The sequence below is a fragment of the Pseudomonas furukawaii genome, from assembly GCF_002355475.1.
GTDB classification, from domain to species: Bacteria; Pseudomonadota; Gammaproteobacteria; order Pseudomonadales; family Pseudomonadaceae; genus Metapseudomonas; species Metapseudomonas furukawaii.
Genome location: NZ_AP014862.1, coordinates 5,322,198 through 5,335,353, shown reverse-complemented (window position 1 = coordinate 5,335,353; position 13,156 = coordinate 5,322,198). Strand labels below are relative to the sequence as shown.

The following is a 13,156-nucleotide window of genomic DNA, read 5'->3' as shown; positions in this document are numbered from 1 at the left end:
TTTGTCGCCACCTGTTACTGCGGCGAGGTGTCTAGCGGTTCCGGGATCGGTACCGGTACCGGTTCGGCGCTGTCCACTTCCTTCTGGATCTTTTCCAGCAGCGAGCCCGGTGCCGGAGGCTCTTCGGCCTTCTGCTGCTGTTGCGGCTGATCCGGTTTCACCTCGGTGGTGGTGCTGTCGGTACCCAGGATGGCTTCGTCGCGGCTCACGCCCGGCATGAAGTCACCGGCCAGGCCGATCAGTTGATCGTTGCCGTCGAACATCAGGCTGACACGCTCCTGCAGGCGCTGACCACCGCCCGGCTGGATGCTGTAGAGATAGTCCCAGCGATTGGCGTGGAAGGTGTCGGTAATCAGCGGATTGCCCATGATAAACCGCACTTGGCGCCGGGTCATTCCGGGCTTCAACTGGTCTATCATGTCCTGCGTTACGACGTTGCCCTGCTGGATATCGATCTTGTAGACCCCGGGAAACGAACAACCGGCGAGTGCGAGCAAGCCTGCGAAGGATAGGCTGGTCAGCAGGAGCTTGGTGTTTTGCATCGGTGGGAGACTTCCACTATCTTGGCTGGGCACGAAAAGTCCCGATCATACCTGCATTAAGGGAAGCTGCGAAAGCCGCATTCCACGAGAAAGCTGACCATGGTTGAAAACAACGAACTGCGTAAAGCCGGCCTCAAGGTGACCTTGCCTCGAGTCAAGATCCTCCAGATGCTCGACTCCACCGAGCAGCGCCACATGAGCGCGGAGGACGTCTACAAGGCCCTGATGGAGGCGGGCGAAGACGTTGGCCTTGCCACCGTCTACCGGGTGCTGACCCAGTTCGAAGCCGCGGGCCTGGTGGTCCGTCACAACTTCGATGGCGGTCATGCGGTATTCGAACTGGCTGACAGCGGCCACCATGACCACATGGTGTGCGTGGACACCGGCGAGGTCATCGAGTTCTTCGATCCGGAGATCGAGCGTCGCCAGAAGGAGATCGTAAAGGAGCGTGGTTTCGAGCTCGTCGATCACAATCTGGTGCTCTACGTCCGCAAGAAGAAATAAGCGCGACGCATGATGCAGGAAGGCGACCCTTGGGTCGCCTTCTTCGTTTCCGGGGTCAGCCCTGGGCGCTGGTGACCATTTTTCGCGCGTGGGCGAGGGACTCCTCGGTAAGGTCGACGCCTCCCAGCATCCGGGCGATTTCCTCCACGCGCGCCGACTCCTGCAGCTTGGCGACAGCGGTGCGGGTTTCCTGGCTGCCGCGTTGCTTGTGCACGAAGAGATGATGGTGGCCCTGCGCGGCGACCTGGGGAAGGTGGGTGACGGTGAGCACCTGGCCGCGTTCGCCCAGGCGGCGTAGCAATTGCCCGACCACTTCGGCGGTGGGGCCGCCGATGCCGACATCCACTTCGTCGAAGACCAGCGTCGGAACGCGCGAGGTCTGGGCGGTGATCACCTGGATGGCCAGGCTGATGCGCGACAGTTCGCCGCCGGAAGCGACACGTGCCAGGGTCTTGAGGGGTTGCCCCGGGTTGGCGCTGACGAGGAACTCCACCTGTTCCAGGCCGAAGTGCTGGGGCTCGCAGGCCTCACTGCGGCTGAGCTGGATGCTGAAGCGGCCGCCGGGCATGCCCAGGCGCTGCATCTCGGTCTCCACCGCCCCGGCCAGTCGTGCGGCGGCGTCATTGCGCAGGAGGCTGAGTTCTTCGGCCTTTTCCCGGTAGTGACGCTCGTAGGCGGCCAGCTCGTCGCCCAGGCGCTCGGCGGCTTCGTCGTCGGCGTTCAGGGCTTCCAGTTCTTCCAGCAGCCGTTGCTGCAACTCACCAAGGTCATTGGGCTGGACCCGGTGCTTGCGGGCGAGGGTGTAGATGGCGTCGAGTCGCTCCTCCAGGGCCTGCTGGCGCGCGGGGTCGGCATCGAAATGATCGATGAAGCGGTTCAGTTCGCCGACGGCCTCCTCGACCTGGATCTGCGCGCTCGAAAGCAGGTTGACCGCTTCCGCCAGGGCGCCAGGCTGGGTGTGGAAGGCGGTCAGGCGGTTGAGGCTGGCGGTGAGCGCACTCAGTACATTGCCGGCATCGCTCTCGCTGCACATGTCGATCACCTGGCGGCAGGCGCCCAGCAGGCTACCGGCGTTGGTCAGGTTCTTGTGCTCCTGCTCCAGTCGCTCCAGTTCATTCTCGCCCAGGGCCAGGTTCTCCAGTTCTTCGAGCTGGTAGCTGAGCAGTTGGTGGCGGGCGCGTTGTTCATCTCCGGAGCGGGATATCCGCTCCAGCTCCTGGCGTGTCTGTCGCCAGCGCTGCGCCGCCAGTTGGACCTGGCGAGCGAGCTCACTGGCGCCGGCGAACTCGTCCAGCAGGCGGCGATGGGTGTCGGTCTTGAGCAGGGACTGGTGCTCATGCTGGCTGTGGATGTCGATCAGCAATTCGCCCAGGCTCTTGAGGTCGCCGAGGGGGCAGGGCGTGCCGTTGATGTAGGCGCGGGAGCGGCCTTCGGCCGTGATGACCCGGCGCAGGATGCAGGGGCCGTCCTGTTCCAGGTCGCGTTCGTCGAGCCAGTCGCGGGCCTCGGCGATGCCGCTGACATCGAAGCTGGCGAGGATATCGGCCTTGTCGGCGCCGGGCCTGACTGCGCCGCTGTCGGCGCGGTCGCCCAGGGCCAGGCCCAGGGCATCGAGCATGATGGATTTGCCGGCACCGGTTTCGCCGGTGATCACGCTCATGCCGGCTTCGAGCTCCAGGTCAAGGTGCTCGACGATGGCGTAGTTGTGGATCGACAGGTGGACCAGCATGGTGCGACTCCCGCGCTGAGATGGCTGGCTATTTATACAGTGTTTGTTTTCTGGCTGACAATTGCCTCTCCCCCTTGAAGCGACAAATTGCGACCCCATATAGGCGGACAGATCAGCGGGTCTTTCCCGCAGCTGTCTTTTATGAGGAGGAAGGCATGGCCGACGAACAGACCCTGGATACCCAGACCCCCGACGCGAATTCCGCAGCCGAAACCGCTTCCGGTGACGACCTCGCCGCTCGCGTCCAGGTGCTGGAAGAGCAGCTGGCCGCGGCCCAGGATCAGTCGCTGCGCGCTGTGGCCGAGCTGCAGAACATTCGCCGCCGCGCCGAGCAGGATGTGGAGAAGGCGCACAAGTTCGCCCTGGAAAGGTTCGCCAATGATCTGCTGCCGGTGGTCGACAGCCTGGAGCGTGGCCTGGAAATGACCAGCGCTACCGACGAGGCCATCAAGCCGGTGCGCGAGGGCATGGAACTGACCCTCAAGCTGTTCCACGACACCCTGAAGCGTTTCCAGGTGGAAGCGGTGGACCCCCACGGCACGCCATTCAATCCGGAACACCATCAGGCCATGGCCATGGAAGAGAGCACCCATGTGGAGCCGGGCAGCGTGCTCAAGGTGTTCCAGAAGGGCTACCTGCTCAATGGCCGCCTGCTGCGCCCCGCCATGGTGGTGGTCAGCAAGGCGCCGAGCGCTACGCCGCCGTCGATCGACGAGCAGGCTTGAAATTCGCCCTCGGGGCCCCATCTGTTAGTTCAAGCGTTTATGTGCTGCCGCAGCCCTCGAGTCGGGGCTGCGGAGAATCCAAAGTTTCGGGAGATCAAATATGGGCAAAATCATCGGTATTGACCTGGGGACCACCAACTCCTGCGTGGCCATCCTGGAGAACGGCAGCGTCAAGGTGATCGAGAACGCCGAAGGCGCTCGCACCACGCCGTCCATCATCGCCTACACCAATGACGGCGAGACCCTGGTTGGCCAGTCCGCCAAGCGTCAGGCGGTCACCAACCCGCACAACACCCTGTACGCCGTGAAGCGCCTGATCGGTCGTCGCTTCGAAGAAGACGTCGTGCAGAAAGACATCAAGATGGTTCCCTACAAGATCGCCAAGGCCGACAACGGTGACGCCTGGGTCGAGGTGAAGGGCCAGAAGATGGCGCCGCCGCAGATTTCCGCGGAAGTGCTGAAGAAGATGAAGAAGACCGCCGAAGACTACCTCGGCGAGCCCGTGACCGAGGCGGTGATCACCGTTCCGGCCTACTTCAACGACAGCCAGCGCCAGGCTACCAAGGACGCCGGCCGTATCGCCGGCCTTGACGTCAAGCGCATCATCAACGAGCCCACTGCGGCTGCGCTGGCCTATGGCATGGACAAGGCCAAGGGCGATCACACCGTGATCGTCTACGACCTGGGTGGCGGTACCTTCGACGTGTCGGTGATCGAGATCGCCGAAGTGGACGGCGAGCACCAGTTCGAAGTGCTGGCCACCAACGGTGACACTTTCCTGGGTGGTGAGGACTTCGATATCCGCCTGATCGACTACCTCGTCGACGAGTTCAAGAAAGAGTCCGGCATGGATCTGAAGGGCGACCCCCTGGCCATGCAGCGCCTGAAGGAGGCCGCCGAGAAGGCCAAGATCGAGCTCTCCTCCAGCCAGCAGACCGACGTCAACCTGCCGTACATCACCGCAGACCAGACCGGTCCCAAGCACCTGAACGTGAAGATTTCCCGCGCCAAGCTGGAAGCCCTGGTGGAAGACCTGGTCGCTCGCACCATCGAGCCCTGCCGCATCGCCCTGAAGGACGCCGGCCTGGACGTGGGCGACATCCACGAGGTGATCCTCGTCGGTGGCCAGACCCGCATGCCGCTGGTGCAGAAGCAGGTCGCCGATTTCTTCGGCAAGGAAGCGCGCAAGGACGTGAACCCGGACGAAGCCGTGGCCATCGGTGCCGCCATCCAGGGCGCCGTACTGGCAGGTGACGTGAAGGATGTGCTGCTGCTCGACGTCAGCCCGCTGACCCTGGGTATCGAGACCCTCGGTGGCGTGATGACCGCGCTGATCGAGAAGAACACCACCATCCCGACCAAGAAGTCGCAGGTGTTCTCCACGGCCGATGACAACCAGTCCGCCGTGACCATTCACGTGCTGCAGGGTGAGCGCAAGCAGGCGGCCCAGAACAAGTCCCTGGGCAAGTTCGACCTGGCCGAGATTCCGCCGGCGCCCCGTGGCGTTCCGCAGATCGAGGTGACCTTCGACATCGACGCCAACGGCATCCTCCACGTGTCCGCCAAGGACAAGGCCACCGGCAAGCAGCAGTCCATCGTGATCAAGGCCAACTCCGGCCTGTCCGAGGAAGAAATCCAGCAGATGGTGCGTGATGCCGAGGCCAACGCCGAGGAAGACCGCAAGTTCGAGGAGCTGGCCGCTGCCCGTAACCAGGGCGACGCGCTGGTCCATGCCACCCGCAAGATGATCACCGAGGCGGGCGACAAGGCTACCGCCGAGGACAAGGCCTCCATCGAGAAGGCGCTGGGCGATCTGGAGGCAGCGCTGAAGGGGGATGACAAGGCCGACATCGAAGCCAAGATGAACGCCCTGTCCCAGGCGTCCACTCCGCTGGCGCAGAAAATGTATGCCGAACAGGCCCAGGCCGGCGGTGAGCAGCCGCAGGGCGCTTCCGCGGACAAGGCTGGTGACGATGCCGTCGACGCCGAGTTCGAAGAGGTCAAGGAAAACAAGTAAGTGTCACGCTTGCTTCCGCTCCAGCGTGCAGGGCTGATCGCCCGGCACGCCTGATCCGCCGCGCGGGAGCCTGCTCCCGCGTTGGCGTGTCTGGGGCTGATGAATTCGAGAGTGCAGGAAACTATGGCTAAACGTGACTTTTACGAAATCCTCGGTGTCGAGCGTGGCGCCAGTGAAGCGGACCTGAAGAAGGCCTATCGCCGGCTGGCCATGAAGTACCACCCGGACCGCAATCCGGACGACAAGGCTGCTGAAGAGAAATTCAAGGAGGCCAACGAGGCCTACGAAGTGCTGTCCGATGCCAGCAAGCGTGCTGCCTACGACCAGTACGGCCATGCCGGCGTCGATCCGCAGATGGGCGGTGGCGCGGGTGCCGGCTTCGGTGGGGCCAGCTTCTCCGACATCTTCGGCGACGTGTTCAGTGACTTCTTCGGAGGCCAGCGTGGTGGTCAGCGCGGTGGTCCGCAGCGTGGCAGCGACCTGCGCTACACGCTGGAGCTGGACCTGGAGGAGGCGGTGCGTGGCACTACGGTGACCATTCGCGTGCCGACCCTGGTCAACTGCAAGACCTGTGATGGTTCGGGGGCCAAGAAAGGCACCAGTCCGGTCACCTGCACCACCTGTGGCGGTATCGGCCAGGTGCGGATGCAGCAGGGCTTCTTCTCCGTGCAGCAGACCTGCCCCCGCTGCCATGGCTCCGGCAAGATGATCAGCGACCCTTGCGGCAGCTGCCACGGCCAGGGGCGCGTGGAAGAGCACAAGACCCTGTCGGTGAAGGTGCCGGCCGGGGTGGATACCGGCGATCGCATCCGCCTGTCGGGTGAGGGCGAGGCTGGTGCGCTGGGTGGCCCGGCGGGCGACCTTTACGTGGTGGTCAATGTCCGCGAGCACCCCATCTTCCAGCGCGATGGCAAGCACCTCTATTGCGAAGTGCCCATCAGCTTCGCGGACGCCGCCCTGGGCGGTGAGCTGGAAGTGCCGACCCTGGATGGGCGCGTGAAGCTGAAGATTCCGGAGGCCACCCAGACCGGCAAGCTCTTCCGCCTACGGGGCAAGGGCGTGGCACCGGTGCGCGGTGGTGGGGCGGGTGATCTGATGTGCCGGGTGGTGGTGGAGACGCCGGTCAACCTGGACAAGCGCCAGCGCGAATTGCTGGAGGAATTCCGCAAGACGCTGCAGAACGATGGTTCGCATTCGCCCAAGGCCAGCAGCTGGTTCGAGGGTATGAAGCGCTTCTTCGGCGATCTTTGACACAGTGGCTCCAAGTTGCGCGCCACGGGCTTCCATGGGCGGTGCGTGCGGCTTGAAGCGGCTAGCGTGGAGCTAACTTTATGCGACGTATTGCAGTGATGGGCGCCGCCGGGCGCATGGGCAAGACCTTGATCGAGGTGGTGCAGCAGACTGGCGGCAGCGCCGGCCTCACCGCGGCCATCGATCGTCCTGACAGTACCCTGGTCGGGGCTGATGCTGGCGAGTTGGCGGGCCTGGGTCGTATCGGCGTGCCGTTGTCGGGTGATCTGGCCAAGGTGACCGACGAGTTCGACGTACTGATCGACTTCACGCATCCCTCGGTGACCCTTAAGAACCTGGAGGTCTGCCGTCAGGCGGGCAAGGCCATGGTCATTGGTACCACCGGCTTCACCGCCGAAGAGAAGGCTCTTCTGGCCCAGGCGGCCAAGCAGATCCCCATTGTCTTCGCCGCCAACTTCAGCGTCGGGGTGAACCTCTGCCTGAAGCTGCTCGATACCGCGGCGCGCGTATTGGGTGACGAGGTGGACATCGAGATCATCGAAGCTCACCACCGTCACAAGGTGGATGCGCCGTCCGGTACCGCCCTGCGTATGGGGGAAGTCGTGGCCAGTGCTCTGGGGCGCGATCTGGAGAAGGTGGCGGTCTACGGTCGCGAAGGCCAGACCGGCGCCCGCGAGCGCGAGACCATCGGTTTTGCCACTGTGCGAGCCGGTGACGTGGTGGGTGACCACACCGTGTTGTTCGCCGCCGACGGAGAGCGCGTGGAAATCACCCACAAGGCGTCCAGTCGCATGACGTTCGCTCGTGGTGCCGTGCGTGCCGCGCTCTGGCTGGAGGGCCAGGATGCGGCGCTCTACGACATGCAGGATGTGCTGGGTCTGCGCTGAGCGATCATCCGTCGCGTCAGACCAAATCGGGATGTCTTTCTGGTGGACCGAAATGACGCATTCCTATAAACTGCAGCTTTAGTGTGTCCACTAAAAGTTACGCAGATGGCTCAGATAAAAAAGCGGGGTGACGACAACGTCATCCCGCTTTTTTACAACCTGCGTTTGCTTCAGCCTTAGATCTACGGGAGGTCTTCTTGACTAAGCCAGCCATACTCGCGCTTGCCGACGGCAGCATTTTTCGCGGCGAAGCCATTGGTGCCGATGGCCATACCATCGGCGAGGTAGTGTTCAACACTGCCATGACCGGCTATCAGGAAATCCTTACTGATCCGTCCTACGCCCAGCAAATCGTTACCCTGACTTACCCGCACATCGGCAACACCGGCACCACGCCGGAAGACGCCGAGTCCAATCGCGTCTGGGCCGCCGGCCTGATCATTCGCGACCTGCCGCTGTTGTCCAGTAACTGGCGCAACAAGCAGCCCCTGCCGGAGTACTTGAAGGAGCACGGTACCGTCGCCATCGCCGGCATCGATACCCGTCGCCTGACTCGTATCCTGCGTGAGAAGGGCTCCCAGAACGGCTGCATCCTCGCGGGTGCCGACGCCACCGAAGAGAAGGCCCTGGAACTGGCTCGCAGCTTCCCGGGACTGAAGGGCATGGACCTGGCCAAGGAAGTGACCAGTGCTGAAGCCTACGAGTGGCGCTCCAGCGTCTGGAACCTGGAAAGCGACAGCCATCCGGAAATCGCCGCCAGCGAGCTGCCCTACCACGTGGTGGCCTACGACTACGGCGTGAAGCTCAACATCCTGCGCATGCTGGTGGCCCGTGGCTGCCGTCTGACGGTGGTGCCGGCGAAGACTCCGGCCAAGGACGTGCTGGCCCTGAACCCGGACGGCGTGTTCCTTTCCAACGGCCCGGGTGACCCCGAGCCCTGCGACTACGCCATCGCCGCGATCAAGGAAATCCTGGAAACCGAGATCCCGGTGTTCGGCATCTGCCTCGGTCACCAGCTGCTGGCCCTGGCCTCTGGCGCCAGGACCGTGAAGATGGGCCATGGCCACCATGGCGCCAACCACCCGGTCCAGGACCTCGACACTGGCGTGGTGATGATCACCAGCCAGAACCACGGTTTCGCCGTGGACGAGAGCTCCCTGCCGGCCAACCTGCGTGCCACCCACAAGTCGCTGTTCGACGGCACCCTGCAAGGCATCGAACGCACCGACAAGGTAGCTTTCAGCTTCCAGGGCCACCCCGAGGCGAGCCCCGGTCCGCATGACGTCGCCCCGCTGTTCGACCGCTTCATCGAAGCCATGGCCAAGCGCCGCTAAGCACGCCTGACGACTGACCTACGGATTCGAGTGAGTAAACATGCCTAAACGTACAGACATCAAAAGCATCCTGATCCTCGGTGCCGGTCCCATCGTGATCGGCCAGGCCTGCGAGTTCGACTATTCCGGCGCCCAGGCCTGCAAGGCCCTCAAGGAAGAAGGCTTCCGCGTCATCCTGGTGAACTCCAACCCGGCCACCATCATGACCGACCCGGCTATGGCCGACGCCACCTACATCGAGCCGATCAAGTGGGCCACCGTGGCCAAGATCATCGAAAAGGAGCGTCCCGACGCCCTCCTGCCCACCATGGGTGGCCAGACCGCGCTGAACTGCGCCCTGGACCTGGAGCGTCATGGCGTTCTGGAGAAGTTCGGCGTCGAGATGATCGGTGCCAACGCCGACACCATCGACAAGGCCGAGGACCGCTCGCGCTTCGACAAGGCGATGAAGGACATCGGCCTGGCCTGCCCGCGCTCGGGCATCGCCCACAGCATGGAAGAAGCCTACGGCGTCCTCGAGATGGTGGGCTTCCCTTGCATCATCCGTCCGTCCTTCACCATGGGCGGCACGGGTGGTGGCATCGCTTACAACCGTGAAGAGTTCGAGGAAATCTGCGCCCGTGGCCTGGACCTGTCGCCGACCAACGAGCTGCTGATCGACGAATCCCTGATCGGTTGGAAGGAATACGAGATGGAGGTGGTCCGCGACAAGAAGGACAACTGCATCATCGTCTGCGCCATCGAGAACTTTGATCCCATGGGCGTCCACACCGGTGACTCCATCACCGTGGCCCCGGCCCAGACCCTGACCGACAAGGAATACCAGATCATGCGCAACGCCTCCCTGGCGGTGCTGCGCGAGATCGGCGTGGAAACCGGTGGTTCCAACGTCCAGTTCGGCATTTGCCCGAACACCGGTCGCATGGTCGTGATCGAGATGAACCCGCGGGTGTCGCGTTCCTCGGCGCTGGCCTCCAAGGCCACCGGCTTCCCGATCGCCAAGATCGCCGCCAAGCTGGCTGTCGGATACACCCTGGATGAACTGCAGAACGACATCACCGGTGGTCGTACCCCGGCCTCCTTCGAGCCGGCCATCGACTACGTGGTGACCAAGGTTCCGCGCTTCGCCTTCGAGAAGTTCCCCAAGGCCGACGCCCGCCTGACCACCCAGATGAAGTCCGTGGGTGAGGTCATGGCCATCGGCCGCACCTTCCAGGAGTCCGTGCAGAAAGCGCTGCGTGGCCTGGAAGTCGGCGTCGCCGGTTTCGATCCCAAGCTCGATCTGGCCGACCCGGAGGCCGAGAGCATTCTCCGTCGCGAACTGACCGTGCCGGGCGCAGAGCGTATCTGGTACGTGGCTGACGCCTTCCGTGCCGGCAAGACGGTCGAGCAAGTCTTCGAGCTCACCCGCATCGACGAGTGGTTCCTGGTGCAGATCGAGGACCTGGTGAAGGATGAGGAGCGTATCAAGACCCTCGGCCTGTCCGGTATCGATGCCGACCTGATGCGCAAGCTCAAGCGCAAGGGCTTTTCCGACGCGCGCCTCGCCAAGCTGCTCGGTGTGACCGAGAAGAACCTGCGCAGCCATCGCCACAAGCTGAAGGTGCTGCCGGTCTACAAGCGCGTGGACACCTGCGCCGCCGAGTTCGCCACCGACACTGCCTACATGTATTCCACCTACGAGGAAGAGTGCGAGGCCAATCCCTCCGGTCGCGACAAGATCATGATCCTGGGCGGCGGTCCCAACCGTATCGGCCAGGGCATCGAGTTCGACTACTGCTGCGTACATGCGGCGCTGGCGATGCGTGAAGATGGCTACGAGACCATCATGGTCAACTGCAACCCGGAAACCGTCTCCACCGACTACGACACCTCCGATCGCCTGTACTTCGAGCCGGTGACCCTGGAAGACGTGCTGGAAATCGTCCGCGTCGAGCAGCCCAAGGGTGTCATCGTGCAGTACGGCGGCCAGACCCCGCTGAAGCTCTGTCGCGCCCTGGAAGAGGCCGGTGTGCCCATCATCGGTACCAGCCCGGACGCCATCGACCGCGCCGAAGACCGCGAACGCTTCCAGCAGATGGTGCAGCGCCTGAACCTGCGCCAGCCCGCCAACGCCACCGCTCGCAGCGAAGACGAAGCCCTGGCGTTGTCCAAGGGCATCGGCTACCCGATGGTGGTGCGTCCGTCCTACGTGCTGGGTGGCCGCGCGATGGAAATCGTCTATCAGGAAGAAGAGCTCAAGCGCTACATGCGCGAAGCGGTGAAGGTGTCCAACGACAGCCCGGTGCTGCTGGATCGCTTCCTCAACTGCGCCATCGAGGTGGACGTGGATGCGGTGTGCGACGGCGAAACCGTGGTGATCGGCGCCATCATGCAGCACATCGAACAGGCCGGCGTTCACTCCGGTGACTCCGCCTGCTCGCTGCCGCCGTACTCCCTCCCTGCCCACATCCAGGACGAGATCCGCGAGCAGGTGAAAAAGATGGCCCTCGAACTCGGCGTGGTCGGCCTGATGAACGTGCAGATGGCCGTTCAGGGCGAGGACATCTACGTCATCGAGGTGAACCCACGCGCGTCCCGCACCGTGCCCTTCGTCTCCAAGTGCATCGGCGACTCCCTGGCCAAGGTGGCCGCTCGCGTCATGGCGGGCAAGACCCTGGCCGAAGTCGGCTTCACCCAGGAAATCATTCCGCCCTTCTTCAGTGTCAAGGAAGCGGTGTTCCCCTTCGCCAAGTTCCCGGGCGTCGACCCGATCCTCGGCCCGGAAATGAAGTCCACCGGTGAGGTGATGGGCGTCGGCGATACCTTTGGCGAGGCCTTCTCCAAGGCCCAGCTGGGGGCCAGCGAGATCCTGCCGAACTCCGGTACCGCCTTCATCAGCGTGCGCGAGGACGACAAGGCCCAGGCCGTCGAAGTCGCCCGTGACCTGGTGTCCCTGGGCTTCGAGGTCGTCGCCACCGCCGGTACGGCCAAGGTCATCGAGGCGGCTGGCCTGCCAGTGCGTCGTGTGAACAAGGTCACCGAAGGTCGTCCACACGTGGTCGATATGATCAAGAACGATGAGGTCACCCTCATCATCAACACCACCGAGGGGCGTCAGTCCATTGCTGACTCCTACTCGATTCGTCGCAACGCCCTGCAGCACAAGATCTACTGCACCACCACCATCGCGGCGGGGCAGGCGGTCTGTGAAGCGCTCAAGTTCGGTCCCGAGAAGACCGTGCGCCGTCTGCAGGATCTCCATGCAGGAATCAAGGCATGAACAAGTACCCCATGACCGTCCAGGGCGCTCGCGCCCTGGAAGAGGAACTGGCCCATCTGACCAAGGTGATGCGTCCGCAGCTGAGCCAGGCCATCGGCGAAGCACGTGAACTGGGCGACCTCAAGGAGAACGCCGAATACCATGCCGCGCGCGAGCAGCAGGGCATGGTCGAGGCGCGTATCCGCGATATCGAAGGTCGCCTGCAGAACTCGGTGGTCATCGATGTGACCACCATCCCCCACACTGGCAAGGTGATTTTCGGTACCACGGTGGATATCGCCAACGTGGAAACCGACGAAGCCGTGACTTACCAGATCGTCGGTGAAGACGAAGCGGACATCAAACAGGGCAAGCTGTCGGTCAGTTCTCCCATCGCCCGCGCCCTGGTGGGCAAGGAAGAAGGGGATGTGGTGACCGTCAGGACCCCGAGTGGCATCGTCGAGTACGAGATTGTCGAAGTCCGCCACGTCTGAGTCTTCATTGTCACGGGCCGGTGCCATTGCCTGGCAACTGGCCCAGACCCTTTGGGTCGGCGGCCTCTGGTTGTTGCACTTCGTCATGCTTCCGGCGCTGGAACGAATCGGTCTGGCGCCGTTGCTGGTGGATGAGGTAGCCGCCACATTGCGGCCGCTGTTGGTAGTGTTCGCTGGATTCTGCGCCTTGCTCCAGGCCCTGTTGCTGATACAGCATGCGGGGCTCGCGCGCTTGTGGCGTGATGCGCGTGCGCAACTGCTCGCCGCTGTGCTGGCCTTGGCGGCACTGTTCCTGTTGATGCGTTTCTGGATGCCGGAAGCGTTGTACTGGCAGAATTTCAGCTATTTGCTGCTGGCCTTCTGCGGTCTGCTGCTGGTGATCCAGCCTCTGCCGTTGCGGCGGCTGGAGAGCCGGGCGCGCTGAGTGCGCGC

Annotated in this window: 11 protein-coding genes; 9 read left to right on the top strand and 2 right to left on the bottom strand. The window is 63.4% G+C overall.

Translation table 11 applies throughout. The features are described 5' to 3' along the window. Positions 1-14: 14 nt before the first annotated feature. Complete coding sequence (locus KF707C_RS24825) at positions 15-542, bottom strand: outer membrane protein assembly factor BamE (protein ID WP_003457321.1); 528 nt, start codon at positions 540-542, stop codon at positions 15-17. Positions 543-641: 99 nt separating this feature from the next. On the opposite strand from KF707C_RS24825, the gene fur reads away from it, so the two are divergent. Next, positions 642-1,046, top strand: coding sequence for a ferric iron uptake transcriptional regulator (gene fur / locus KF707C_RS24820; RefSeq protein WP_003457320.1), 405 nt, complete (start codon positions 642-644; stop codon positions 1,044-1,046). 55 nt (positions 1,047-1,101) lie between these two features. On the opposite strand, the gene recN is transcribed toward fur, so the two are convergent. Then, on the bottom strand, positions 1,102-2,775 hold the full coding sequence (gene recN / locus KF707C_RS24815) for a DNA repair protein RecN (protein WP_003457319.1): 1,674 nt from the start codon (positions 2,773-2,775) through the stop codon (positions 1,102-1,104). Between the two features lie 155 nt (positions 2,776-2,930). On the opposite strand from recN, the gene grpE reads away from it, so the two are divergent. The 8 genes from grpE to KF707C_RS24775 all read left to right on the top strand — a co-directional run bounded on the left by grpE (position 2,931) and on the right by KF707C_RS24775 (position 13,148). Beyond that, entirely contained in the window at positions 2,931-3,500 is a 570-nt protein-coding gene (gene grpE, locus KF707C_RS24810) for a nucleotide exchange factor GrpE (RefSeq protein WP_003457318.1), read from the top strand. Between the two features lie 100 nt (positions 3,501-3,600). Next, positions 3,601-5,517: a molecular chaperone DnaK gene (dnaK, locus tag KF707C_RS24805; RefSeq protein ID WP_003457317.1), complete on the top strand. Its 1,917-nt coding sequence runs from the start codon at positions 3,601-3,603 to the stop codon at positions 5,515-5,517. A gap of 123 nt (positions 5,518-5,640) precedes the next feature. Further along, the gene (gene dnaJ, locus KF707C_RS24800; RefSeq protein ID WP_036994478.1) at positions 5,641-6,768 is read left to right on the top strand and encodes a molecular chaperone DnaJ; all 1,128 of its coding nucleotides are present in this window, start codon (positions 5,641-5,643) and stop codon (positions 6,766-6,768) included. An 80-nt stretch (positions 6,769-6,848) separates the two neighbouring features. Then, on the top strand, positions 6,849-7,655 hold the full coding sequence (gene dapB / locus KF707C_RS24795; protein WP_003457315.1) for a 4-hydroxy-tetrahydrodipicolinate reductase: 807 nt from the start codon (positions 6,849-6,851) through the stop codon (positions 7,653-7,655). Positions 7,656-7,852: 197 nt separating this feature from the next. After that, the gene (gene carA / locus KF707C_RS24790) at positions 7,853-8,989 is read left to right on the top strand and encodes a glutamine-hydrolyzing carbamoyl-phosphate synthase small subunit (RefSeq protein ID WP_003457313.1); all 1,137 of its coding nucleotides are present in this window, start codon (positions 7,853-7,855) and stop codon (positions 8,987-8,989) included. A gap of 40 nt (positions 8,990-9,029) precedes the next feature. After that, complete coding sequence (carB, locus tag KF707C_RS24785; protein ID WP_003457311.1) at positions 9,030-12,251, top strand: carbamoyl-phosphate synthase large subunit; 3,222 nt, start codon at positions 9,030-9,032, stop codon at positions 12,249-12,251. Further along, complete coding sequence (greA, locus tag KF707C_RS24780; RefSeq protein WP_003457309.1) at positions 12,248-12,724, top strand: transcription elongation factor GreA; 477 nt, start codon at positions 12,248-12,250, stop codon at positions 12,722-12,724. Before carB ends, greA begins: the two co-directional genes overlap by 4 nt. Further along, positions 12,702-13,148, top strand: coding sequence for a hypothetical protein (locus KF707C_RS24775; protein ID WP_036994477.1), 447 nt, complete (start codon positions 12,702-12,704; stop codon positions 13,146-13,148). Before greA ends, KF707C_RS24775 begins: the two co-directional genes overlap by 23 nt. The last annotated feature ends 8 nt before the right edge of the window (positions 13,149-13,156 follow it).